We start from the raw sequence: 25,088 nt of genomic DNA, 5'->3' as shown, positions 1-25,088 counted from the left end.
AGGGCGTCCCGCGTTCCGTCCGGGGGTGTCTCGTTCCGGTGGCGGGCCTACCGCGTTCCGGCGGCGGACGCACTCCGGCGGCCACCCGTCAATAGCCCTGGAACCATGAATTCCTCATGCCGCGTCACCTCACCGGAACCGCCCGGTAATCGGAAATGCGGAGGATCGGTAAAGGATTTCCGGAGGCATTTCCGGACATCCGGAAGGATCTTCCGGCAGCGTTCCAACGGGTTTTCCCGCGATCTCTCCAGGGGCTCCTGGGCGACCCGGAGTTCATGCCGAATTCGGTCCTCGAGAGCAACGAACCGCTCGTACGTGTGACGAAGTCCGGGCGAAACGCGCGTCGTGATCCTGTGACAGAAGCGTGACCAGAGCCGCATCGGTGACGCATGGTGCACGGCTAGCGGACTTCCCCGCGGCGCACCGGCCGCCTAACGTGGCGGGCATGGCACCCATACCGACACCCGCCGCCGAGCCCCAGGACAGCCCGGACTCCTACGTCGGCCTCGCCGCCGAGGACGCCGAGCGCCGGGCCCGCGCCCGCGGCTGGTCCACCGTCAGGTCGCTGCCGCCGGGCACCTTCATCACCATGGAGTACCTCGCGGGGCGGCTGAACTTCGAGGTCGCGGACGGCGCGGTGACGCGCTGCTGGAAGGGCTGAGCTTCCGCCCCGGACGCCAGCGCCCCGGACGCCCCCGGCCAGGACGTACGAAGGCCCCGGACACTGAGTGGTGTCCGGGGCCTTCGCCGTGCGGGAGCCAGCTGTGCGTACCGTTCCCGCGGTCTGGGGGGCGCTCAGCCGCCCGTGAGGGGCCGTGCCGATGTGCCGCGCACCCGCTCGGGGTGCGGCGGGCGGCGGGTGCCCTGCGGGGTGACCGGCGTGCGCTCGCAGCGGGCGGTGTGCGGGCCCGGGGCGAGGTAGGCGGGGGTGCGGGGGCGGGCGGTCGCGACGGGCTCGCGGACGGGCTGCTCGTCGCCGGGGGCGCCGGGGCCACCGGGGCCGCCGGAGGTGCGCTGCGGGACCAGGGCCGGGGTGGGTACCGGGGGCGTGGCGGGGCGGCCGCCGCGGCGCGCCCAGGCGTCCCGGATGCTGAGGATCCAGGCCTCGACGCGGGTGATGAGCGGCTCGACCCAGGGCAGCGCCAGCAGGATCAGCAGTCCGGCGGCCCAGCCGAGCAGGACGTCGCTGAGCCAGTGCGTACCCAGATAGACGGTGGTGAGGCCGACGCTGAGGGAGACCACGGCGGAGAGCGCCGACAGATAGCGGCGGGTGCGCGGGGTGGAGGCCAGATAGGCGAGGATTCCCCAGGTCACGACGGCGTTGGCGGTGTGGCCCGAAGGAAATATATCGCCGCCCTGCCACATCTCGTTCGAGCCGATGACGGTGGCGTAGTGCGGGCCGAGGCGGCCCATGCCGATCTTGGCGGCGCCCACCGTGGCGTTGAGCAGCAGCAGGGCCGCGCCGAACATCAGCAGCGGGCGCAGCGTGTGCTGCCGCCAGGAGCGCCAGCCCAGCCAGGCCGCGACCATCACGGCGGTCGGGCCGCGCTGGCCGAGGACCACCCAGTAGTCGAGGAAGCCGTGGATCTCGGGCCACTGCTGGTAGGGCCGGAAGAACATGACCTGCCAGTCGAACCGCACGAGCCAGGAGGTGGCCACGACGGCGACGACGATGGCCACGTAGAAGGCCAGCGTCGCGCTGAAGAGCACGACCCGGTGCGGGCTCATCCGCGGCTCATCGAGGTGGGCCGGTCGTTCCGGCTCACGGTCTAGCCGGGCGAACAGCCGGTCCAGACGGGTCAGGTTTCGTTCGGTACGCACCCAATCGACGTTACAGCGAGTGAGTGCCCTACTAGGTCGAATCAGAGCGTTTGTGATGACGATGTGATGTGGCATTGATCTCAGGCTCCGGTTTATTCCGGCCGGAATCCCTATTCAATGATGCCTGCTTTACCCAATCCGTTGATCATTACGCTCGCGATTTCAGACTGCTTATGAATTCGTTCACCGGGACCTGGTGCGGAATTCTCCGTCCGCTCACCGGATGCTCACCGCCCGCGCCCGGTAACGATCTTGCGTGGGTGATCTTGGCGGGAAGCGGAGGGCCCGGACGGCCCCGGGGCGGGCTCACGGCGGCCCCGAGCCGTGCAGCCAGAACGCCCCGTACACCGCGCTGACCACGGCCACCCCGCCCACGACCAGGGCCGCCCTGCTTGCGCGCAGCCGCGCCAGCGCCACCGCGAGCGGCAGCAGCAGCGGGAAGGCGGGCATCAGCAGGCGCGGTTTGGAGCCGAAGTAGCCGGAAGCGCACAGCGCGAGCACGACGACGATCCCGCAGTAGACGAGCAGCGCGGGCGGCTGGTGCTGCCGCACCCCCTTGACGTACAGCCAGACGAGACCGGCGACACCGACGATCAGACCGATCCCCGCGAGCGCCCCCGCCGGGGACGTGAACTTCTCGCCGATGAAGCGCGCGAAGGCGTAGCCGCCGTCGAAGCCGTTGCCCCACTGCTTCTGGACGTCGAGGTAGCCGAGCAGGCCGTCGCCCGTGCGGTGCCCCACCCACAGGACGTAGCCCGCCGCGCCGAGCGGCGCCAGGAGCACGCCGAGCAGCATCCGCCAGTCCCGCCCGAACGCCAGCGGCCGCTCACCGGCCCGCTTCCCGCGGTACGCCGCGAGGGCCGCCGTCGCCCACACCGCGGCGACCACCGCCGCGCCCACCGGCCGGGTGAGCCCGGCCAGCGCGGCGAGCAGCCCCGCCGTCACCCAGCGCCCGGTCAGGACCGCGTACAGCGCCCAGGCCGCGAGCGCGGTGAACAGCGACTCGCTGTACGCCATCGACTGCACGATGCCGACCGGGAGCACCGCCCACAGCGCGACCGCGCACACCCCGGCCCGGCGGCCGTACACGTGCTCCGCGACCGCGAAGATCCCGCCCGCCGCGCACAGCGAGGCGAGCGCGCTCACCACCAGGCCCGCGTCCGCGTACGACAGGCCGAACACCGACCCGGCCCGCTCCAGCCAGGGCAGCAGCGGGAAGAACGCCAGGTTCGAGTGCACACTGCCGTCCGGCAGCCTCACCTCCCAGCCGTAGCCGAAATCGGCGACGCGGGTGTACCAGAGCGAGTCCCAGCGGGCGGAGAGCAAGGTGTGCGGACTTTTGCCCGCCGCGGCGCCCCACACGGCGAGCACCGCGAGCCCCAGCGCGCGCACCCCGGCGTACACGAAGAGCGCGGGCGCCGCCCGGCGCAGCGCGGCGGCGGTCCGGTGCCCCGTGGCGGGGCGCTGATCAAGATCGGTCACGGGCTCGATTATCGGCTCCCCGCCCGCATGCTCGGGACGGCACGAGGGCACCCGAACATCACCGGCACGGGCGAACGTGGCACACACCACACCCCCGCGCGGCAACCATGAGAGGTCCGCCACGCGAGCCGGCCGGGGACTCGCGTACGCTGACGGCCACTCGCCGTTCACAGCCGCCACAGCCGGACGACCGGATCCCGTAGGGTCCCGCCGGCCCCCCACTGGCCGCACTCGCGAGGAATCACTGGGAGGTACGCACATGTCCGGGACGACCACGGCCGCCGCTCCATCCGGCCGTCGGCCCCCCGGCGCGGGCGCCAACCGCTGGGTCGTGCTCGTCGTCCTCTGCGTCAGCCTGCTGCTTGTCGCCGTCGACGCCACCGTCCTGCACGTCGCCGTGCCCGCCGTCACCGAGGACCTCAAGCCCGGCGCGATCGAGCTCCTGTGGATCGTCGACATCTATCCGCTGGTCTGCGCCTCCCTCCTGATCCTCTTCGGCACCCTCGGCGACCGCGTCGGCCGCAGACGCGTGCTGCTCCTCGGCTACGGCCTGTTCGGCGTGGCCTCCGCCGTCGCCGCCCTCGCCGACACCCCGCACGTCCTCATCGCGGCCCGCGCGCTGCTCGGCGTCGGCGGCGCGATGATCATGCCCGCGACGCTCTCGATCCTGCGCCAGGTCTTCCCCGACCGGCGCGAGCGCGCCCTCGCGATCGGCATCTGGAGCGCCGTCGCCGCCGTGGGCGCCGCCTGCGGCCCGCTGCTCGGCGGTTTCCTCCTCGAACACTTCTGGTGGGGCTCGGTCTTCCTCATCAACATCCCGCTGATGCTCGTCAGCCTGCCCGTCGGACGCTGGCTCCTGCCCGAGTCGACCGGCGCCCGCAACGGGCCCTGGGACGTCGTCGGCGCCCTCATGGCCGCCGGTGGTCTCTTCGGCCTCGTGCTCGGCGTCAAGCGGCTCGGTGGCGGGGAGTCGCCGCTCGGCGCCACCACGCTGCTCTCGCTCCTCGTGGGCGGTGGGCTCCTCATCGCCTTCGTACGCCGACAGCGGCGTCGGCGGTATCCGCTCGTCGACCTCGCCATGTTCACGCGGCCCGCGTTCAGTACGTCCGTGGGGTGCATCGTCCTCGCGATGCTCGCCCTCGTCGGGCTCGAACTCATCGCCGCGCAGTACCTCCAGCTCGTCCTCGGTCTCTCCCCTCTCGAAACCGGGCTCCGGCTGCTTCCCCTCACCATCGCCGCCATGGCCGCCGGCCTCGCCGGGTCCCGCATGCTCCAGCGCTTCGGGCCGCGCGCCATGGTCGCCTCCGGCTTCGGACTCACCGCGCTCGCCGTCGCCGCCCTCACCGCCATGGGCGGCGACGACAACGCCCCGCTGCTCCTCACCGGCTTCGTCCTGCTCGGCTTCGGCCTGGAGACCACGCTCTTCGGGGCCTACGAATCCATGCTCAGCGAGGCACCGCAGACCCAGGCCGGTGGGGCCGCCGCCATCGGTGAGACCTCCTACCAGCTCGGCGCCGGCATCGGCATCGCGCTGCTCGGCAGCGTCATGAACGCCGCGTACGCGCCCGGGCTCTCCTCCGTGCGGGGGGTGCCCGCCGCCGACAGCGCCGCCGCCGGGCATTCGCTCGGTGAGGCCTATGACGTGGCCGATCGGCTCGGTGGGGCGCAGGGCGAGGCCCTGCGGGCGGCCGCCCGGGACTCCTTCGTGCATGGCTTGCATGTGACCCTGCTGGTCAGCGCGGGCTTGCTCCTTCTCGGCGCCCTCGCGGCGCTGCGGCTGCCTCGGGTCATGGAGTGCGGGGCCCCTGCCGAGGAGGGCGAGCCGGGGATACCTGTTCCTCGTGAGGGGGCGGGGGTTCCGGTGGAGTCTTTGCGCTGAGGGTGGTGTCCCTCGCGGGGCGCCCCAGGCCCGCCCCTTCTCCGAAACCGGGGGCTGCCGCCCCCTGGACCCCCGCTGATCGGCGCTTCGCGCCTCGTCCTCAACGCCGGACGGGCTGGAAAATCCAGCCCCTCGTGGGGGTCCCCCCTGCTCCTTAAGAGCTTGGGGGAGTTTGAGGAGCGGGGGTCTGGGGGCGGAGCCCCCAGGTTCGGGAAGGGGTGGGGTTGGGGAGCCCCCGGCAGGGCCCCCGCCGCTCCGGGCTCGCTCTGGACGTGGGGGATGCCGCGTCGTAGCGTCGACCCCGAGTCGCAGTGACTACCAGCGCTAGTTAAGCCCGTCGGAGGCCCCCGCCATGTCGCGCAGCAGCAATCTGCCCCCGTTCGACCCCGCCGACCCCCTCGGCCTCGACGACCTGCTGGACGCGGAGGATCTGGCGGTGCGGGACACCGTCAGGTCGTGGGCGGCCGACCGCGTGCTGCCGCACATCGCGGAGTGGTACGAGAGCGGCGAACTGCCGGGGGTGCGGGAGCTGGCCCGGGAGCTGGGGGCGATCGGGGCGCTCGGGATGTCGCTGACCGGGTACGGGTGTGCGGGCGCGAGCGCCGTGCAGTACGGCCTGGCCTGCCTGGAGCTGGAGGCGGCCGACTCCGGGATCAGGTCGCTGGTGTCTGTGCAGGGCTCGCTGGCGATGTACGCGATCCACCGCTTCGGCTCGGAGGAGCAGAAGCAGCGCTGGCTGCCGGGAATGGCGGCGGGCGAGACCATCGGCTGCTTCGGCCTCACCGAGCCCGACCACGGCTCGGACCCGGCGGCCATGCGGACGTACGCGAAGCGGGACGGCACGGACTGGGTCCTGACCGGCCGCAAGATGTGGATCACCAATGGGTCCGTGGCCGGGGTGGCTGTCGTCTGGGCGCAGACCGACGACGGGATCAGGGGCTTCGCCGTCCCCACGGACACCCCGGGCTTCTCCGCGCCGGAGATCAGGCACAAGTGGTCGCTGCGCGCCAGCGTCACCAGCGAGCTGGTCCTGGACGAGGTGCGGCTGCCGGCCGACGCGGTGCTGCCCGGCGTCACCGGCCTGAAGGGCCCGCTGAGCTGTCTGTCGCACGCGCGCTACGGCATCGTCTGGGGCGCGATGGGCGCGGCCCGCGCCTGCTTCGACGCGGCCGTGGAGTACTCAAGGACCCGGGAGCAGTTCGGCAAGCCGATCGGCGGCTTCCAGCTGACCCAGGCCAAGCTCGCCGACATGGCGGTCGAACTGCACAAGGGCATCCTGCTCGCGCACCACCTCGGGCGCCGCATGGACGCCGGGCGGCTGCGGCCCGAGCAGGTCAGCTTCGGCAAGCTCAACAACGTACGAGAGGCGATCGAGATCTGCCGCACGTCGCGCACGATCCTCGGCGCCAATGGCATCTCGCTCGAGTACCCCGTGATGCGGCACGCGACGAACCTCGAGTCGGTGCTCACCTACGAGGGCACCGTCGAGATGCATCAGCTGGTCCTCGGCAAGGCGCTCACCGGGCTCGACGCCTTCCGCTGAGCGCGCGGGGCGCGCGGCGGCGGGCACGGGCACGGCGAGCGGCCTTGCCTCAGCTCTGGTTGAAGAAGCCGTCCGTGCGGTGTGGCGTGGCCTCGCCGCTGACGATCTCCGTGTTGGCGGGGGTCAGCAGGAAGACCCGGTGCGCGACCCGGTCGATGGAGCCGCGCAGGCCGAAGATGAGCCCGGCGGCGAAGTCGACGACACGCTTGGCGTCGCCGGGCTCCATCGACGTGAGGTTCACGATGACCGGCACGCCGTCCCGGAACATCTCACCGATGGCGCGGGCGTCGCGGAAGCTGTCCGGCGTGACCGTGCCGATCCTGTGGCCCTTGTCCTCGGCCACGTCCGACGCGACCTTGACCCGCGGGTCCGTGACCCAGGCCTCGGCCGCCTCGGGGCCGTCGGCCCCGTCGTCTTCGTATCCGTCGTAGTAACGCTCGTCGTTGTTGTCGTCGACGAGGCCAAGCCAGGCACTCGCCTTGCGCACCGATCCCATGGACGCCTCCTCTCGCAGCGGTCTGCTTGCGTTCCGCATCCCTATGGTCGTCCATGATGCGGATGGTGCGCCAAGGGGATAGTCGCCGCGCGGGGTTTTCGTGACGGTACTGGCACACAGTCAATACGGCGACGCGCGGGATTCTTCAAGGGTCTTGCCGTGTACGGCTGCTGACAGTGAGTGAAATATGATTCTTCGCGGCGTACGGGTGACGGATGGTGCGTACGGGTGAACGGACGAGTGGACGGACGGCTCGATACGATGCCGGAGTTCGCGCACCCAGCGGATTCGTCGGACTCATCGGGCTCACGGGGGAGTCGCCTTGTTCGGAATCGTCAGGCCCTGCAGTCACCGTCTCGGGGAGGGGCTCAGGACCCAGTGGATGGCGCATCTGTGCGGGCTGTGTCTCGCGCTGCGCGGTGACCACGGGCAGTTCGCACGCGTCGTGACCAACTACGACGGGCTCATCATCTCGGTTCTGACGGAGGCTCAGGCCGACCGGGCCTCCGGCTGGCGGCGCACCGCGGGCCCCTGCCCGCTGCGCGGCATGCGCACCGCCTCCGTCGCCCAGGGCGAGGGCGCGCGGCTCGCCGCGGCCGTCTCGCTCGTGCTCGCCTCCGCGAAGGTCCGCGACCACGTCGTCGACGGCGACGGGCTGTTGGCGCGCGGGCCGGTGGCCGCCGCGGCCCGGCGCGTCGCCGGCAAGTGGGACCGCGCGGGCGCGAGCACCGGCGCCGACGTGGGCTTCGACACGGCGGTCCTGCTGGACGCCGTCGAACGGCAGGAGGGCATCGAGGCCTTGGCGGGCCCCGGCACCTGCCTGCTCACGGTCACCGAGCCGACCGAGACCGCGACCGCCGCCGCCTTCGCGCACACCGCCGTGCTCGCCGGACGCCCGGGCAACGCGGAGCCGCTGGCCGAGGCCGGACGCCTCTTCGGCAGGCTCGCGCACCTCCTCGACGCCGTGGAGGACCGGGTCGCGGACGCCGAGGCGGGCGCCTGGAACCCGATCACGGCCCTCGGCACCTCCCGTGCCGAGGCCCGGCGGCTCGCCGACGACGCGCTGCACGGCATCCGGCTCGCCCTCGCCGAGGTCGAGTTCACCGAGGGCAAGCTCGTGCACGCCCTGCTCGTGCACGAACTCGCGCGCTCCGTCGACCGGGCGTTCGGCACGTCCTCGTGCGGGCACGCGCCGAGTGCGGGGCCCGCCGGGCCCACCGGGTTCTCCGGGCGCGAGGTGACGGCCTACGACGGGTCGTGGGGCTCCGGGTCCGGTTCGGGTTCGGGGTCCGGCTCGGGGTCGTGGGGGTCGGGGTCGTACGGGGACGGGTCCTCGTACGGCTCGGGGAACTACAAGGACGGCTCGTACGGCGGCGGGGACTACGGCGGTGGCGGGCACGGCGGCGGCGACGGCGGCTGGTCCGGCGGCGAGCCGTCGAAGCCGCGGCGCGGGCTGATCGCCGGGTGCGTGGTCGCGATCGGCCTGTTCTGCACGTGCCAGATGTGCTGCGCGCACGAGTACGAGGGCCCTTGGTCCCGGAAGAAGCGCAAGGGTGCCTGCCGGGACTGCGACTGCGGGTGTGATTGCTGCGAGTGCTGCTGCTGCGACTGCTGAGGCGAGGCGCGGCGCGGGGCCCGGGTCGCGGTGAGGCCGGGGCCCGGGCCGCCGCGGGTGACGTGTCGTCAGTCCTTGATCTCCGGTGGTGAGATCCGTGACTCGTCGATCGCCGAGGCCCGCGTGCCCCACTTCTTCAGGATGCGGTCGTACGTCCCGTCCTCGATGAGGCGGTTGACCGCGGCCTGGAACGCGGGCGCCAGCTTCGTGCCCTTCTTGAAGGCGAAGCCCACGTCCAGGCGGTGGAACTCGCCCAGGAACTTCAGGCCCTCCTGCTGCTCGACCGCGTACCGCAGGCCGTTGATCGTCGACATCACCACATCGCTGCGGCCCTGCTGGAGCGAGGGCCAGATCGCACCCGGCTCGGTGTAGGTCTTCACGCTGTACGGCTTCTTGCCCGCGTCGGCGCAGACGTGCTTGTTGTCCTCCAGGGTCACCTCGAAGGTGGTGCCCGCGCCGGTCGCCACGTTCAGGCCGCACAACTGCGCGAAGTCCGTGATCTTCTTCAGCTTGCTGTCGGCACGGACGGCGAAGCCCTGGCCGTCGTTGATGTACGTGACGAAGTCGATGGTCCTGCGCCGTTCGTCGGTGACGCCGAAGTTGCCCGTCCCCAGGTCGTACTTGCCGCTGTCCAGGGACGGCAGGATCGCCTCGAAGCTCGCGGTCTCGCGTTTCAGGCGCAGGCCGAGGACCTTGGCGACGGCGTTCGCGAAGTCGATGTCCTGGCCCACGACGGTCTTGCCGTCCGGCAGATAGGCCGAGCCGGGCGGGGTGCCGCCGACGCTGGTGGCGATCCTGAGGGTGCCGCGGGCGCGCACGTCCGCCGGGAGCAGCCGTGCCGCCTCGTCGTTCTTGGCGATGGACGACACCACGTCCGTCGTCGGGAGCTCGCCGCTCTTGCCCGCGGGGGCGGCGCCGCCCGCGGCGGTCGAGGAGTCACCGGAGCCGCACGCCGTGAGCGTCAGGGTGGCGGCGGTGAGCAGGGCGAAGGCCGTGGTGAGGCGGCGGGAGGGCAGGGGTGTGCGCATGACGTGGTGGTCTCCGGCTCCGGTGCGATGTGATGCGGTGCGTGACGTGGGGCGAAGTGAGGCGAGGCGTGACGCGGTGCGGCGTGACGCGGTGCGGCGTGACGCGATGCAGGTCGTGCGAGGGGAGGGGGTCGCGTAGAGGTACGCGTGTGAAGGCGAAGCAACGGCGCGAAAGCGCACGGGAGTTCAGAGAAAGCCGAGACGGATGTCCGCATCGTGGAACGCGCGGGGCGGTGGGCCCGGGCGCGGGGGCGGGACGGGTCGGCTCAGAAGTGCATCAACAGTGCATCAACAAGACGCGGACCACACGCGACCGAAGTCGATGTGGGAGCGCCTGACCAGCCACTGCTGTGGATGCATGAGCACAAGTGGAACAGGCATCCGTTTCTGCGTCAACTGACCTGAGACGTACGGCTCATATTCTGGACAGGGTTCCGCGCTGCTCCTGGACAGCCTTGACAGCAGGCGCGAAGCGCCCCGTAGTCTCAAGAGGCGGACCCTTGCTGAGGGGCTCGGTCCGTGTCCGGCCGCGCCCCGGCGCGACCCATGTGAAGGCGGCACTCGTCCTGTCGTCCTGCTCGTCCTGACGAAAGCCTTCCCATGTCATCCGACACCCTCGCCAAAGTCGACGTCCGCCCGCCGGACCCGCCCACGGACGACCCCGCCGACCTGCCCGTCGTGGCGCGGCCCCGCGTCGGCCAGTGGATCGCCGCCGCCGTCGTCCTCATCGCCCTCGCGCTCGTCGCCCGGTCCGTCGCCCGCAACGACGCCTTCCAGTGGGACGTCGTCGGTGACTACTTCACCTCCGCGTCCGTGCTGCGCGGACTCTGGCTCACCCTGTGGCTGACCGGGGTGGTGATGGCGCTCGGCTTCGCGCTCGGCACCCTGCTGGCCCTCGGTCGTCTCTCCGCCAACCCCGTGCTGAGATCGGTCAGTTGGGGCTACGTCTGGTTCTTCCGGTCGATGCCGATCCTGGTGCAGCTGCTGTTCTGGTTCAACATCGGCGCGCTCTATCCGACGCTGTTCGGCGTCAAGACCGTGGATCTGCTCGGGCCCGTCACCATCGCCGTCATCGGGCTCACGCTGCACGAGGCCGCGTACGCCGCCGAGGTCGTGCGCGGCGGCATCCTCTCCGTGGACCGGGGCCAGGTGGAGGCCGCGCAGTCGCTCGGGCTCGGGCGGTGGCGGCGGTTCCGGCGCGTGGTGCTTCCGCAGGCCATGCGCTCCATCGTGCCCCCGGCCGGGAACATGCTGATCGGCACCCTCAAGGGCACCTCGATCGTCAGCGTCATCGCCGTCCAGGACCTGCTCTACTCCGTGCAACTCGTCTACCACCGCACCTACCAGGTCATCCCGCTCCTGCTCGTCGCCACGCTCTGGTACGTCGTCGTGACCTCGCTGCTCAGCGTCGGCCAGTACTACGTGGAGCGGCACTACGCGCGCGGCTCGGAGCGGGCCCGATGAACCCCGCCCTGGTCATCGTCGGCGCGGGCCCCCGCGCCACCGGCATCATCGAGCGCATCGCCGCCAACGCGCCCGAGCTGTACGGGAGTGCGCGCCTCGACATCCACCTCGTCGACCCCTACCCGCCCGGCCCGGGACGGATCTGGCGGGCGGAGCAGTCGCCGCTGCTGTGGATGAACTCGCACGCGCGGGACGTCACGATGTTCACCGACGACACGGTGGAGACGGCCGGGCCCGTGCTCCCCGGACCCGCCCTGCACGAGTGGGCGGGCGTCGACGGACACGTCTTCGCCGACCGCCGCACCCAAGGCGCCTATCTGCGCTGGGTGTACGAGAAGGCGGTGGCCGCCCTGCCGCCCGGCATCACCGTCCACCACCACGCCCGCCGCGCCCTGCGCCTGACCGGTCCACCGGACGGCCGCCAGGAGGTGTGGCTCGAAGGCACCGACCGCCCCCTGCCCGCCGACCTGGTCGTCCTCGCCCAGGGCCACCTCGACGCCGAACCCGACCACGAACAGCAGCGCCTGTCCCGCTACGCCCGCCGCCACGGCCTGGTGCACCTGCCGCCCGACTTCACCGCCGACACCGACCTGAGCGCCCTCAAAGCGGGCGAGCCCGTCCTGGTCCGGGGCTTCGGCCTGGCCTTCGTCGACCTGATGGTGCTCCTGACCGAGGGGCGCGGCGGGCGGTACGAGGGCGACACCTATCTGCCGTCGGGACGCGAGCCCGTCCTGTACGTCGGATCGCGGCGCGGCGTGCCCTACCACGCCAAGCTCGGCTACACCTGGGACGACGGCGAACGGCCGCCGCTGCCGCGCTACCTGGGCCCGGCGCAGATCGACGAGCTGCTCGCGCGCCCCGACGGCTACGACTTCGCCCGCGACGTGTGGCCGCTGATCGAGAAGGAACTGGGCTTCGCCCACTACCACCGCCTGTTCACCGCCCACACCGAGCGCACCGCCATGGCCTGGCCGGACTTCGACGAGAAGTACGCGGTCTGCCCGCCCGGCAGCCCCGAGCTGGCCGCCCTCGTCTCCGCCGCCGTTCCCGACCCGGCCGACCGCCTCGACCTGCGCGCCATCGACCACCCCCTGGACGGCGTCCGCCACCCTTCGTACGACGGACTCCAGGACGGCATCAGGGCCTACATCACCGCCGACCTCACCCGCCGCCACGACCCCGCGCACAGCCCCGACCTGGCCGTCTTCCTCGGACTGCTGTTCGTGTACGGGCAGTTGGTGCGGCTCGGCGACATCGGGCCGTGGTGGCACGGCTACTTCAGCTACCTCGCCTCCGGGCCGCCAGGGCCGAGGCTGCGGCAACTGCTCGCGCTGTCGCGGGCCGGGGTGGTGCGGTTCCTCGGCGCGGGGATGACGGTGGCGGCGAGCGGGGGAGAGTTCCGGGCGCGCGGCGCGACCGTGCCCGGGGCGAGTGTCGCGGCCCGCGCCCTGGTCGAGGCGCGGCTGCCGCAGCCGACGCTCGCCCGCACCCGCGACCCCCTGCTGCGCGCGCTGCACGCGGAGGGCGTCGCCGAGACCCCCGACGGTCTGCTGGCCGTCGACCCCGCCGACGGCCGCGTCCGCGACCACTCCGGCACCCCGCACCCGCGCCGCTTCGCGCTCGGCCCGCACACCGACGCCCGGGGCGCGGGCGCCTTCACCCGGCCCCGCACCAACAGCCCCTCGTTCCGGCAGAACGACGCCACGGCGCGCGCCGTCCTCACCTTCCTCACGGACCCGGCGCGATGAGCGGCCCCGGCTGCTCCCGTACCTGTCGCGTCTGTCTGTGCTGTCTGTGCCTGTTTGCTCCACCGGCCCCCTCGCGGCCGGTACTCGTCGAGAGAGGTTCGCTCCTCATGACCGCATCAGCCGCGTGCCGCGGCCCCCTGCACCTCGCCGCCGCCATCGACCAGCCGGGCGCCTACGCCGCCGCCCCGTACGCCGAGCTCGCGCTGCTCGCCGAGCGCGGCGCCCTGGACTTCGTCACGCTCGGGGACTCCTTCGCCCGGCACGGGCCCGACGCGCTCGCCGTGCTCTCCCGGATCGCCCCGGTCACCGGCCGCGTCGGCCTGGTGCCGACCGTGACGACCACGCACACCGAGCCCTTCCACGTGCAGGCCGCCGTGGCCACCCTCGACTGGGTGAGCCACGGCCGGGCCGGCTGGGCCGTCGACGTGTCGGCCACCGAGGCCGAGGCGCGGCTGTTCGGGCGGCGCCGGGCCGCGCCCGCGGAGGCGCTGTGGCGCGAGGCCGGTGAAGTCGCGGACGTGGCCCGGCGGTTGTGGGACAGCTGGGAGGACGACGCCGAGATCCGGGACGTGGCGACCGGGCGCTTCATCGACCGGGACAAGCTGCACTACGTCGACTTCGAGGGCGGCACCTTCTCCGTGCGCGGCCCCTCGATCGTGCCGCGCCCGCCGCAGGGCAACCCGGTGGTCGTCGTCGACGCGACCGACGGCCACGCCCGCGAGACCGCCGCCCGGCACGCGGACGTCGCCCTGGTGCGGGCCGCGAGCCCCGAGCAGACGGGCGCCGCCCGCGCCGCGCTGCACCGCCGTGCCGCCGAACTCGGCCGCCCACCGGGGCAGTTGCGGGTGCTGGCCGCGCTGGTCGTCGACCTCGGCGGCGGCGAGCACGCGGCGCAGCCCGGACACGGGGGCGGCCCGCTGCCCACCGCCGAGGGCCCGCTGTACCGCGGCGGCCCCGTCGACCTCGCCGACCTCATCGCCGGCTGGCACGAGGCGGGCGCCGTCGACGGCTTCCACCTCACCCCCGTCGAGCCGCGCCGCGACCTGGAGCGCCTGGTCAACGGCACCGTGTCGTTGCTCCAGCACCGGGGTGTGTTCCGCACGTTCTACCCGGGCGCCACGCTCCGGGAGCACCTGGGCCTGCCCCGGCCCGCCAACCGCTACGCCGCACTCGCGGGGGACCCGTCATGACGCCTCGTACGACACCGAGACAGATCCACCTCGCCGCCCACTTCCCCGGCGTCAACAACACCACCGTGTGGGCGGACCCCCGCTCCCGCTCCCAGATCGAGTTCTCCTCCTTCACGCATCTGGCGCGCACCGCCGAACGCGGGCTCTTCGACTTCTTCTTCCTGGCGGAGGGGCTGCGGCTGCGCGAGCACAAGGGGCGCGTGCACGACCTGGACGTGGTCGGACGGCCCGAGTCCCTCACCGTGCTCGCCGCGCTCGCCGCCGTCACCGAACACCTCGGCCTGGCCGCCACCGTCAACGCCACCTTCAACGAGCCCTACGAACTGGCCCGGCGCCTCGCCTCCCTGGACCATCTGAGCGGCGGCCGCGCCGCGTGGAACGTCGTCACCTCCTCCGACGCCTTCACCGGCGAGAACTTCCGCCGCGGCGGCTTCCTCGACCACGCCGGCCTCTCCCAAGCTCTCGGCTCCGCTCGAACAGGGGGCACCCCCTACACCCGAGCCACCGAGTTCGTCGCCACCGCGCGGGAGCTGTGGGACTCCTGGACCCCCGACGGGCCCGACGGGTCCGTCGGCGAGCCGCGGCCGTTCGCGCACCGCGGCCGGCACTTCGACATTGCCGGGGAGTTCGGCCTGCCGCGCCCGCCGCAGGGCCACCCCGTGGTGATCCAGGCCGGGGACTCGCCCGAGGGCCGGGAGTTCGCCGCGTCCTCGGCCGACGTCGTCTTCACCCGGCACGGCACCCTGGAGGCGGGCCGCGCCTTCTACGCCGACGTGAAGGGGCGGCTCGCGGCGTACGGGCGCGCCCCGGACGACCTGAAGATCATGCCCGGCGTCACCCTCGTCCTCGGGGACACCGCCACCGAGGCCCAGGAGCGCGCCATCGAGATCCGCCGCCAGCAGGTGTCGCCGCAGAACGCCCTGCTCGCCGCGGAACAGGTGTGGGGGGTCGACCTGTCCGCCTACGACCCCGACGGGCCGCTGCCCGACATCGACCCGGACCCGCACTCCACCCTCGTCCAGGGCCGCGTCCGGGTCGGCGACCCCCTCGCCGTCGCCGAGAAGTGGCGGGCCCTGTCCCGCGCCAAGGGCCTGTCCCTGCACCAGACCGTCATCGAGACGACGTCCCGGCAGTCCTTCATCGGCACGCCCGCCGCCGTCGCCGAGCAACTGGAGGAGTTCGTCAGGACGGGCGCGGCCGACGGCTTCATCCTCGTCCCGCACCTGACGCCGGGAGGGCTCGACGAGTTCGTCGAACAGGTGGTGCCGCTGCTCCAGGAGCGCGGCGCGTACCGCACGGAATACGAGGGCGCGACGCTGCGCTCACACCTCGGGCTGCCCGAGCCCGCGTGGAAGGCTTGAGAAGGGTTGCACACCATGAGCACGACCGAAGACACACTGCGGGACTTCAAGGAGTGGCACGAACTGCGCACGGCCACCGTCTCCGCGCCCTACGGCCCGCTGGCCCTCACCGGCACGCACTGGCTCGCCGACCACCCCGAAGGCGCCCTGCCCGGGCTGCCCGGGCACTGGGCCGAGGACGGCGACGACCTCGTCCTGACGGCCGCGGCGGACGACGGACTCACCCTCGACGGGCAGCCCTTCGCCGGTACGGCCCGCCTGGCGCCCGACCCCGGCCCCGTCGCCGCCGCCCGGCTCGGGCTCGGCGAGCGGCGCCTGGTGGTGCTGCGCCGCGAAGGGCTCTGGGCGGTGCGCGACTTCGACCCGGGCGCGGCCGCGCGGGGCGCCTTCACCGGCATCGACGTCACCGCGTACGACCCGGGCTTCGTGGTCGAGGGCCGCTTCACGCCGTACGAGCGGGACCGCACCGTGCGCGTCGGGAACGCGGACGGCGTGGAGCGGGGGCTCGGGCTCGGCGGTGAACTCGCCTTCACGCTGGCAGGGCGGGAGCACACGCTGCAGGTGAGCGTCCAGGGCGACGGCTCGCTGTGGGCGGTGTTCGCGGACGGGACCAGCGGTGTCTCCAGCTACCGGTTCCGGTTCCTGCGGCCCGCCGCGCCCGACGAACAGGGCCGTACGAGCGTCGACTTCAACCGGTCGCTGCTGCCGCCGTGCGCCTTCGCCGACCACTTCATCTGCCCCTTCCCGCCCCCGGGCAACACCCTCACCGCCGAGATCGCCGCCGGGGAACGGAACCTTTCCCGTCGCGATTACGTCTGACAGGACGCCGATGACCCAGAGCCCCGGTGGTGTGCCGCATCCGCGACACCGCCGGGGCCGGTCGTCGTGTATCGGCCGCCCCGGCCGAAAGGCACCCCTTGTGTGGTGTCACGGCGGCCCCAATACTCCCGAGCAGCGCTTGTCAGGGACACGGTGTAACCGGAATCCACCGGTCCTTCGACCGCGCCTCACGGGCCCCCAACCCACATGGGCCCCCTGACTTCCCTCGGGAGGAACCAGCAGTGAGGATCAAGCGCACCACCCCCCGCAGCGGTATATCGAGACACTCCCGCACGGTCGCCGTCGCGACCGGGCTCGTGGCCGCGGCCGCCCTCGCCGTGCCCGCCGCCAGCGCGGACGAGTCCCGCGGCTACAGCGCCTCCGAGCTGACGGCGGCCAGCGACGCCGTCCTGAAGGCGGACGTCGCGGGCACCGCCTGGAACGTCGACCCCAAGACCAAGCAGGTCGTGGTCACCGCCGACAGCACGGTCTCCAAGGCCGAGATCGCCTCGCTGAAGCAGGCCGCGGGCGACAAGGCCGGCGCCCTGAAGATCGAGCGGACGCCGGGCAAGTTCCAGAAGTACATCTCCGGCGGCGACGCCACGTACGCCACCAGTTGGCGCTGCTCGCTCGGCTTCAACGTCCGCAGCGGCAGCACCTACTACTTCCTCACCGCGGGCCACTGCACCGACGGCGCGGGCACCTGGTGGGCCAACTCGGCGAAGACCACCGTGCTCGGCAGCACGCACGGCTCCAGCTTCCCGACGAACGACTACGGCATCGTGCGGTACACGAACAACTCGATCACCAAGTCCGGCACCGTGGGCAGCCAGGACATCACCCGCGCCGCCGACCCGACCGTCAACCAGAGCGTGACACGCCGCGGCTCCACCACCGGCACCCACTCCGGCCGCGTCACGGGCCTGAACGCCACGGTGAACTACGGCAACGGCGACATCGTGTACGGCATGATCCGGACGACCGTCTGCGCCGAGCCCGGCGACAGCGGCGGCCCGCTCTACTCCGGTTCCACGGCGCTCGGCCTGACGTCCGGCGGCAGCGGCAACTGCTCCTCCGGCGGTACGACGTTCTTCCAGCCGGTCACCGAGGCCCTGCGCGCGTACAACGTGAGCGTGTACTGACGCCCACCTCCGTCCCGTACGGCAGGCGGTCTCCGTTCCCCGTACGGTCAGCGGCCGTTGAGCCCCCGCCCCACTCCTGGGCGGGGGCTCTTCGCTGCCTCCGCGCCGCCCGCGCCCGGCCATCGAGCGTCGAGAACCGGACAGGACTAGTCCTCACCCGCTGCCGACCACCGCTCGCACGCGGTGTTTGCAGCGGGAACCGACGTGGTGAGACCACGGACGGTCAACAGGGCCGGAGCGCGGGGGCGTTGGAACGCGTGCGTCCGGAAGTAGGCCTTGTGTGCGACCTCGCCCGCTGGGAATAGTGGGCCGCGTCCCATTGGCATGGACGCGGCTTTCCCATCGTCAGCCCGCCATGCGCGTACGCCTCTCGGCCGCCGAGGTCCCCACACCGGAGCGGACCGACCCCCCACAGGAGGACGCGAGTTGAAGCACCGCCGCATACCCAAGCGCCGTGCCGCCATGGCAGGCGCGGGTGTCGTCGCTCTGATCGGCGCGGCCGTCACCTTCCAGACTGCGAACGCGAGTGAGGACACCCCCACCCCGAAGCCGGACACGCTGTCCATCGCGAAGGCCGGAAAGCTCGCCTCCTCGCTCGACAAGGAGCTGGGCGCCGACACCGCGGGGACGTACTACGACGCGCAGGCCAAGAACCTCGTCGTGAACGTCCTCGACGACAACGCCAAGGACGCCGTCGAGTCCGCCGGCGCCAAGGCCAGACTCGTCGAGAACTCCCTCGCCGAGCTCAAGGGCGCCCGCACCACGCTCACCGACAAGGCCTCGGTCCCCGGCAGCTCGTGGGCCACCGACCCGGCCACCAACAAGGTCGTCGTCACCGTGGACCGCACGGTCAAGGGCGCCGACCTGAAGAAGCTGACGTCGGTCGTCGAGGGCCTCGGTGAGAAGGCCGAACTGAAGCACTCCAAGGGAGAGTTCAAGCCCTTCATCGCCGGTGGCGACGCCATCTTCGGCGGCAGCAGCCGCTGCTCGCTCGGCTTCAACGTGGTCAAGGACGGTGCCCCGCACTTCCTGACCGCGGGGCACTGCACCGAGGCCGTCAAGAGCTGGTCCGAGGAGCAGGGCGGCCCGGCCATCGGTGAGAACGTGGGCTCCAGCTTCCCCGACAACGACTACGGCATCGTCAAGTACTCCGGCGACACCGCGCACCCGAGCGAGGTGAACCTCTACAACGGCAGTACGCAGAAGATCACCAAGGCCGGGGCCGCGACCGTCGGCCAGGAGGTGCAGCGCAGCGGTTCCACCACGCAGCTGCACGACGGGAAGGTCACGGGCCTGGACGCCACCGTGAACTACGGCAACGGCGACATCGTGAACGGCCTCATCCAGACCGACGTGTGCGCGGAGCCCGGCGACAGCGGCGGCGCGCTGTTCGCGGGCGACACGGCCCTCGGCCTGACGTCCGGCGGCAGCGGTGACTGCAGCTCCGGCGGCGAGACGTTCTTCCAGCCGGTGCCCGAGGCCCTCGAGGCCTTCGGGGCGGAAATCGGCTGACGCCTGGTTCGAGCACGGCGAAGGGCCCCGGAAACCTTTCGGTTTCCGGGGCCCTTCGGCGTTTTCCGAGAGGGTTAAGAAGGCAGGTTGAAGAATTCGGGATCCCTGAATTCTCAAGGGGTGACGCGCGTAGATTGACCGGTGATGCGGAGGTCATGCGCCTAGATGACCTTCCTAAGCAAGGTCGAATGGCTGTGTGACCTTCCGTGATGAGGGTCTGTGGCGCAGATCTCAATGCGGCGATATGCCCGAATTCATACCCTTATGGGGGCTCGAAATGTTGCGCCCCTGTAAATCTCCGAAGCATTCCCGAAATGCTTTCTGTGGGGGATTTGCAAAGGCTCCGCTTCGCTGGCTCTAATGATGCGCACCTCGACGCGGGAAACCTCCGCGTCCGCACGTCATCAGGAGTTGGGCAGCATGGCCGACGCGCCACACCCAGGGTCCCGCGGCCCGCTCGCCGCGGCCGTCGGCGCCTTCCGCCGAGACCGGCTCGGCCTCGCCGCGCTGTGTGTGGTGGCCCTGTTCGCGCTGCTCGCCCTCGCCGCGCCGCTCGTCGCCGCCGCGTACGGCAAGAACCCCACCGAGCACTACGGCCAGAACGAACCCGGACTGCTCAGCCCGGAAGGCCTGCCGGTGCTGCCGGGCGGCGGCATGTCCGGCGACTTCTGGTTCGGCCTCGAACCGGGCCTCGGCCGGGACGTGTTCACGCAGCTCCTGTACGGCATCCGCACCTCACTGCTGGTCGCGGGCGCCGCGGTCCTCGTGATCGCGGTCCTCGGAGTCGTGCTCGGTGTGACCGTCGGCTATCTGAGCGGGCTCGCCGACCGCGTCTTCACCTTCGTCTGCGACGTGCTCCTCGCCTTCCCCACGCTGCTGCTCTTCCTCGCGCTCAGCCCGATCGTGCAGACCCGCTTCGTGGACCCGGGCGAGAACGAACCCGCCTGGATGCAGTTCACCGTGCTCGTGGTGATCTTCGCGGCGTTCGGCTGGGTGCCGCTGGCGATGGTGCTCCGCACCACCGTCCGGTCCCTGCGGACACGGGAGTTCGTGGAGGCGGCCCGGGCCGTGGGCGCGTCCCGCCGCCACATCGTGCTGCGCGAACTGCTGCCCAACGTGTGGGCGCCGGTGCTCGTGCACATCACCATCGCCCTGCCCGGCATCGTCACCGCCGAGGCCGCGCTGTCCTTCCTCGGCGTCGGCATCAGCGAGCCGATCCCCGACTGGGGGCGGATGATCGCCCGCGGCTCCGAGGTCTTCTACGACGACCCGACCTACATGGTCTTCCCCGGCGTGACGATCCTGCTCTTCGTCCTCGCCTTCAACCTGCTCGGCGACTCCGTACGGGACGCGCTCGACCCCCGTACCCGCCGCTGACCCCGACGCGTCCGCGCGTCACCCTCCACCCGCCCCACCCGCCCCACCCGCAAGGGAGTTCCACCATGCCCAGGATCAGTTCGCGCACCGCGGTCCCCTTCGTCGCCGCCGCCTCCGCCATGCTCGTGCTGTGCTCCTGCTCGGCCGGGGCCGGGTCGAAGGCGGACGCGGCGGGGCCCCGCGAGGAGGGCGACCTGATCGCCGGGGTCGGCAGCGCGAAGGACAGCGCGGGCCCCGCCCCGGCCGTCGCGGGCGCCCGCGAGGGCGGCACCATCCGCGTCGCCAACCTGCGCGACTACGCCCACCTGGACCCGCAGAAGATCTACGCGGGCGAGGCCTACAACACCTCGCTCCTGTGGGGCCGCCAGCTCACCCAGTACCAGATCGTCGACGGCAAGCCGAAGCTCGTCGGCGACCTCGCCACCGACACCGGCAAGCCCTCCGACGGCGGCCGCACCTGGACGTACAAGCTCAAGGACGGCATCGCCTGGCAGGACGGCAAGCCGATCACCTCCAAGCACGTCAAGTACGGCATCGAGCGCACCTTCGCGCCCGGCTTCGAGGTCGGCCCGTCGTACTGGCCGCAGTGGCTGACCGGCACGTCCGACCTCGCGCAGGCCCGCAAGGTCTACGGCGGCCCCGAGAAGGACGGCGACTTCGACCGCATCGAGACGCCCGACGACAAGACCATCGTCTTCCGCTTCCACAAGACGCAGTCCGACGTGCCGTTCATGGCCGCGCAGTCCTCCTCGTCACCGGTGCGCCCCGACAAGGACACCGGCGCCGCCTACGACCTCAAGCCGTTCGCGACCGGTCCCTACCGGATCGTCGAGCACAAGCAGAACCAGTCCCTGACCCTGGCGAAGAACCCGCACTGGAAGGCGGACACCGATCCGATCCGCCACCAGTACGCCGACAAGTTCGAGTTCACCTTCGAGAAGAAGGAACTCAACACCGCCCAGGAGATCCTCAACGGGCGCGGCGACGGCGCGGCCACCGTCACCACCAAGAACGAGTTCCCGCCCGAGCTGATCGGCGAGGCCAACCGCGACCCGAAGAAGAAGGCCCTGGTCGTCGACGGCCGACGCGGCGCGTTCAGCTCGCACCTGGTGATCCGCAACGACCGGGTCGCCGACCTGGAGGTCCGCAAGGCCATCCACTACCTCCTCCCGCGCCAGCAGGCCCGCCAGGCCCTCGGCGGCCCGCGCGTCGGCGACATCGCCACCACCTACTCCTCGCCCGCCATCGTCGGCTGGCATCCGTACGACACCCACCCGGTGGCGCCCACCGGCGACATCAAGAAGGCCAAGGAGCACCTGGCCAAGGCCAAGAAGCCGGTCAAGAGCCTCAGCTACGCCTACGAGTCCAACGCCGTCAACGACCGCCTGGCCCAGGTCCTCGTGGACGCCTTCGCCAAGGCCGGCATCGAACTCGTCACCAAGCCGATGCCGCTGCCCGCCTACACCAACGAGGTCCTGCGCGGCGCCGAACCCAAGTACGACCTGTGGATGTCCACCTCGTCCGTGGACTGGCCGACCCCGGCCACCGGCGTCCCGTACCGCTTCGACAGCCGCCGCGACACCCTCGACAACGACCCGCGGTACAAGAACCCGGCCGTCGACAGGGAACTCGACCGCATCGCCGGGATCGGCGACGCCACCAAGAAGGCCAAGGCGCTCATCGCCCTCGAACAGGACACGATCATGAAGGACGTGCCGCTGGTGCCGTTCCTGCACCAGCGCGTCCAGCAGGTGCGCGGCGCCGACGTCGGCGGCGCCTTCATCCACCCGATCTACGGCACCATCAGCCCGGCCTGGCTGTACCTGAAGAAGTCCTGACCCATGCTCGGATACCTCACCCGACGGGCGCTGCAGGCGGCCGTGGTGCTCCTCGCGATCTCCGCGACCGCCTTCGCGCTCTTCTACGCCGCCCCCTCCGACCCGGCCGCCATCGCCTGCGGACCCAAGTGCGACGCCTCCCAGACCGCGGCGGTCCGCGACTCCATGGGCCTGGACCAGCCGATCGTCGCGCAGTACGCCGACTATGTGCGCGGCCTGGTCGCGGGCCGCACCATCAACGACGTCGACGGCACCCCGATCGCCTGCGACGCGCCCTGCCTCGGCTACTCCTACGCGCTGCACGAGCCGGTGCGCGCCGCCATCACCAGCCGCTTCCCCGTCACCCTTTCGCTCGCGGGCGGCGCGCTCGCGGTGATCGTCGTCTTCGGGATCGGCGCGGGCTTCCTCTCCGCGCTGCGCCGGGGCCGCCTCACCGACCGGCTCCTGTCCGGCTTCACGCTGGTCGGCGCCAGCGTGCAGATCTACTTCCTCGGCTACGCCCTGCAGTACCTCCTCGTCTACCGGACGGGCTGGTTCGCGCTGCCCGGCTACACCTCACCCGGCGACGACATCGGTGCCTGGGCCGCGGGACTGCTCCTGCCGTGCCTGGTCCTCGGCTTCGTCAACGCCGCCGTGTTCGCCCGGCTCTCCCGCGCCCAGATGCTGGAGGTCATGCACGAGGGGTATGTGCGCACGGCGCGCGGCAAGGGACTCGGCCCGCTGCGAGCCCACCTGAAGTACACCTCGCGCGGGGCCGCCGCGCCGCTGGTGCAGCTCCTCGGCCTGGAGGTGGGCGCGCTGCTCGGCGGCGCGTTCATCACCGAGACCGTGTTCGGGCTCAGCGGCGTCGGCAAGCTCGCGGTGGACGCCGTGGTGCAGAACGACCTGCCCACCGTCGTCGGCACCGTGCTGCTCGCCGCGTTCTTCGTGGTGGTGTTCGTCGCCCTGGCCGACCTCGTGGTGGCCTGGCTCGATCCGAGAGTGAGGCTCGCGTGAGCGGCTCCGGCAAGGAATGGCCCGTGCTGCGCGTACGGGACCTGAGCGTCACCTTCACGGGTACGCGCGGCACCGTCATGGCCGTCGAGGGCGTCACCTTCGACCTGGCGCGGGGCGAAGTCGTCGGCCTGGTGGGGGAGTCGGGCTCCGGCAAGTCCACCGTGGGCCTCGCCGCGCTGGGCCTGCACGACCCGGCGCGGACCCGGGTCGCCGGGAGCATCGAGGTCGGCGGCACCGAGATCGTCGGGGCGGACGAGGGCGCGCTGCGGCCGCTGCGCGGCAACCGGGTCGCGATGGTCTTCCAGGACGCCCTCGCCGCGCTGTCCCCCTTCCACGGGGTGGGCGCGCAGCTCGCCGAGGCCTACCGGATCCACCACCGGGCCGCCTCCCGCGCCGAGGCCCGCGACCGCGCCGCCGACATGCTGGAGCGGGTCGGCATCCCCGCCGCCCGCGCCCGGGACTATCCACACCAGTTCTCCGGCGGCATGCGGCAGCGCGTGATGATCGCCATGGCGCTGATCAACAGCCCGGACGTGCTCGTCGCCGACGAGCCCACCACCGCCCTCGACGCCCGCGTCCAGCGCCAAGTGCTCGACCTGCTGGACGAGTTGCGGCACGAGCACGGCACGGCCGTCGTCCTGGTCACCCATGACGTGGGCGTCGTCGCGCACGCCACCGACCGCGTGCTCGTCATGCGCGGCGGCCACCTCCTGGAACAGGGGCCGACCCGGCGGGTCCTCACCGCGCCCGAACACCCCTACACCCGCGCCCTGATCGGCGCCGCCCCCACCCTGACCAGCGACCCCGGCACCCGCCTGCCGACGGTCGACGAACCCGAACCGAAGCCGCGCACCACGCCCCGCGCGCCCAGCGCCACGACGGGCCGCCCCCTCGCCGAGGTCACCGGCCTGCACGTGGAGTTCGGCGGCGGCCGCACCCTGCTCGGCCGCCGCCGCGAGCCCGCCCGGGCCGTGCGCGGCGTCACCCTGCACGTGCGTGAGGGCGAGACCCTCGGCCTGGTCGGCGAGTCCGGGTCGGGGAAGTCCACCACCGCCCGGGTGCTCGCCGGGCTCCAGCGGCCCACGGCGGGCGAGGTGCGCTTCGACGGCCGGGACATCTCCGGCGCCGCCGGGGACACCGCGCTGCGCCGGGAGCTGAGCCGCGAGGTGCAGCTGGTCTTCCAGGACCCCTACGCCTCGCTGAACCCGCGTCGTACCGTCGAACAGATCGTCACCACACCGCTGCGGGTGCACACCCGGGCCGGTGCCGCCGAGCGCCGGGAGCGCGCGGCCGAACTCCTGGAGCAGGTCGGCCTGTCCGCCGCCGACCTGGACCGCTACCCGCACGAGTTCTCCGGCGGCCAGCGCCAGCGCGTCGGCATCGCCCGCGCGCTCGCCCCGCGGCCCCGGCTGATCATCGCCGACGAACCGGTGTCCGCCCTCGACGTGTCCGTGCAGGCACAGGTCCTGAACCTGCTGATGGACCTGCGGGACGAGCTCGGCCTCTCGCTGCTCTTCGTCTCCCACGACCTGGCCGTCGTGCGGCACTTCTGCGACCGCGTCGCCGTGCTGCGCGGCGGCGAGATCGTCGAGACCGGGACCCGCGACGAGGTCTTCGAGCGGCCGAGCGCCGCGTACACGCGCGACCTGCTCGCCGCCATGGTCTGAGCCACCCCGGTCCGCCGCCCCCTGGAGGAGGCGGGGCGGCGGACCGGGTTCCCCGAAGGCGGTGCCCCGCCCACCCGGTGAGGTGGACGGGGCACCGTCGTGCGTGTGTC

At 72.1% G+C, this 25,088-nt stretch carries 19 protein-coding genes; 15 read left to right on the top strand and 4 right to left on the bottom strand.

Annotated features, from left to right (window positions below; translation table 11 throughout):
- The first annotated feature begins 445 nt into the window (after positions 1–445).
- The gene (locus ACZ6BG_RS27280; RefSeq protein ID WP_030356082.1) at positions 446–661 is read left to right on the top strand and encodes an I78 family peptidase inhibitor; all 216 of its coding nucleotides are present in this window, start codon (positions 446–448) and stop codon (positions 659–661) included.
- Positions 662–795: 134 nt separating this feature from the next.
- On the opposite strand, the gene ACZ6BG_RS27275 is transcribed toward ACZ6BG_RS27280, so the two are convergent.
- Both ACZ6BG_RS27275 and ACZ6BG_RS27270 read right to left on the bottom strand, forming a co-directional pair.
- Positions 796–1,821, bottom strand: a complete 1,026-nt coding sequence (locus tag ACZ6BG_RS27275; protein WP_469006093.1) for a phosphatase PAP2 family protein — start codon at positions 1,819–1,821, stop codon at positions 796–798.
- 306 nt (positions 1,822–2,127) lie between these two features.
- A complete protein-coding gene (locus tag ACZ6BG_RS27270) occupies positions 2,128–3,303 on the bottom strand; it encodes a glycosyltransferase family 39 protein (protein ID WP_469006091.1) in 1,176 nt (391 codons plus the stop codon).
- Between the two features lie 259 nt (positions 3,304–3,562).
- Here ACZ6BG_RS27270 and ACZ6BG_RS27265 point away from each other — a divergent pair, with 259 nt between their 5' ends.
- Both ACZ6BG_RS27265 and ACZ6BG_RS27260 read left to right on the top strand, forming a co-directional pair.
- The gene (locus ACZ6BG_RS27265; protein ID WP_469006089.1) at positions 3,563–5,182 is read left to right on the top strand and encodes an MFS transporter; all 1,620 of its coding nucleotides are present in this window, start codon (positions 3,563–3,565) and stop codon (positions 5,180–5,182) included.
- 352 nt (positions 5,183–5,534) lie between these two features.
- Positions 5,535–6,725: an acyl-CoA dehydrogenase family protein gene (locus ACZ6BG_RS27260; protein ID WP_468452750.1), complete on the top strand. Its 1,191-nt coding sequence runs from the start codon at positions 5,535–5,537 to the stop codon at positions 6,723–6,725.
- A gap of 49 nt (positions 6,726–6,774) precedes the next feature.
- On the opposite strand, the gene ACZ6BG_RS27255 is transcribed toward ACZ6BG_RS27260, so the two are convergent.
- Positions 6,775–7,221, bottom strand: coding sequence for a cell division protein SepF (locus tag ACZ6BG_RS27255; RefSeq protein WP_468452752.1), 447 nt, complete (start codon positions 7,219–7,221; stop codon positions 6,775–6,777).
- Positions 7,222–7,543: 322 nt separating this feature from the next.
- On the opposite strand from ACZ6BG_RS27255, the gene ACZ6BG_RS27250 reads away from it, so the two are divergent.
- Positions 7,544–8,836, top strand: coding sequence for a DUF5685 family protein (locus ACZ6BG_RS27250; protein ID WP_469006085.1), 1,293 nt, complete (start codon positions 7,544–7,546; stop codon positions 8,834–8,836).
- Positions 8,837–8,904: 68 nt separating this feature from the next.
- Here the strand turns inward: ACZ6BG_RS27250 and ACZ6BG_RS27245 are convergent, their stop codons facing one another.
- Positions 8,905–9,864 (bottom strand): ABC transporter substrate-binding protein, encoded by a 960-nt coding sequence (locus tag ACZ6BG_RS27245; protein ID WP_469006083.1) that lies wholly within the window; start codon positions 9,862–9,864, stop codon positions 8,905–8,907.
- Between the two features lie 600 nt (positions 9,865–10,464).
- On the opposite strand from ACZ6BG_RS27245, the gene ACZ6BG_RS27240 reads away from it, so the two are divergent.
- The 11 genes from ACZ6BG_RS27240 to ACZ6BG_RS27190 all read left to right on the top strand — a co-directional run bounded on the left by ACZ6BG_RS27240 (position 10,465) and on the right by ACZ6BG_RS27190 (position 24,978).
- Positions 10,465–11,328: an amino acid ABC transporter permease gene (locus ACZ6BG_RS27240; RefSeq protein ID WP_469006081.1), complete on the top strand. Its 864-nt coding sequence runs from the start codon at positions 10,465–10,467 to the stop codon at positions 11,326–11,328.
- On the top strand, positions 11,325–13,076 hold the full coding sequence (locus ACZ6BG_RS27235; protein WP_469006079.1) for an FAD/NAD(P)-binding protein: 1,752 nt from the start codon (positions 11,325–11,327) through the stop codon (positions 13,074–13,076). Before ACZ6BG_RS27240 ends, ACZ6BG_RS27235 begins: the two co-directional genes overlap by 4 nt.
- Positions 13,077–13,183: 107 nt before the next feature.
- Positions 13,184–14,266, top strand: coding sequence for an LLM class flavin-dependent oxidoreductase (locus ACZ6BG_RS27230; RefSeq protein WP_469006077.1), 1,083 nt, complete (start codon positions 13,184–13,186; stop codon positions 14,264–14,266).
- On the top strand, positions 14,263–15,627 hold the full coding sequence (locus ACZ6BG_RS27225) for an NtaA/DmoA family FMN-dependent monooxygenase (protein WP_469006075.1): 1,365 nt from the start codon (positions 14,263–14,265) through the stop codon (positions 15,625–15,627). Before ACZ6BG_RS27230 ends, ACZ6BG_RS27225 begins: the two co-directional genes overlap by 4 nt.
- A gap of 15 nt (positions 15,628–15,642) precedes the next feature.
- Positions 15,643–16,446 (top strand): DUF1684 domain-containing protein, encoded by an 804-nt coding sequence (locus tag ACZ6BG_RS27220; protein ID WP_469006073.1) that lies wholly within the window; start codon positions 15,643–15,645, stop codon positions 16,444–16,446.
- A gap of 242 nt (positions 16,447–16,688) precedes the next feature.
- A complete protein-coding gene (locus ACZ6BG_RS27215; protein WP_469006070.1) occupies positions 16,689–17,588 on the top strand; it encodes a S1 family peptidase in 900 nt (299 codons plus the stop codon).
- A gap of 426 nt (positions 17,589–18,014) precedes the next feature.
- Positions 18,015–19,100 carry a S1 family peptidase gene (locus ACZ6BG_RS27210; protein ID WP_469006068.1) on the top strand — a complete coding sequence of 362 codons (1,086 nt, stop codon included), beginning with the start codon at positions 18,015–18,017 and terminating at the stop codon, positions 19,098–19,100.
- A 420-nt stretch (positions 19,101–19,520) separates the two neighbouring features.
- Positions 19,521–20,477 carry an ABC transporter permease gene (locus tag ACZ6BG_RS27205; RefSeq protein WP_469006066.1) on the top strand — a complete coding sequence of 319 codons (957 nt, stop codon included), beginning with the start codon at positions 19,521–19,523 and terminating at the stop codon, positions 20,475–20,477.
- Positions 20,478–20,542: 65 nt separating this feature from the next.
- A complete protein-coding gene (locus ACZ6BG_RS27200) occupies positions 20,543–22,315 on the top strand; it encodes an ABC transporter substrate-binding protein (protein ID WP_469006063.1) in 1,773 nt (590 codons plus the stop codon).
- A gap of 3 nt (positions 22,316–22,318) precedes the next feature.
- The gene (locus ACZ6BG_RS27195) at positions 22,319–23,311 is read left to right on the top strand and encodes an ABC transporter permease (RefSeq protein ID WP_469006061.1); all 993 of its coding nucleotides are present in this window, start codon (positions 22,319–22,321) and stop codon (positions 23,309–23,311) included.
- Positions 23,308–24,978 carry a dipeptide ABC transporter ATP-binding protein gene (locus tag ACZ6BG_RS27190; protein WP_469006058.1) on the top strand — a complete coding sequence of 557 codons (1,671 nt, stop codon included), beginning with the start codon at positions 23,308–23,310 and terminating at the stop codon, positions 24,976–24,978. The genes ACZ6BG_RS27195 and ACZ6BG_RS27190 overlap by 4 nt, the downstream gene beginning before the upstream one ends.
- The last annotated feature ends 110 nt before the right edge of the window (positions 24,979–25,088 follow it).

Source organism: Streptomyces sp. NPDC041205 (genome assembly GCF_055591765.1).
This window is presented reverse-complemented; position numbering and strand designations above follow the sequence as displayed.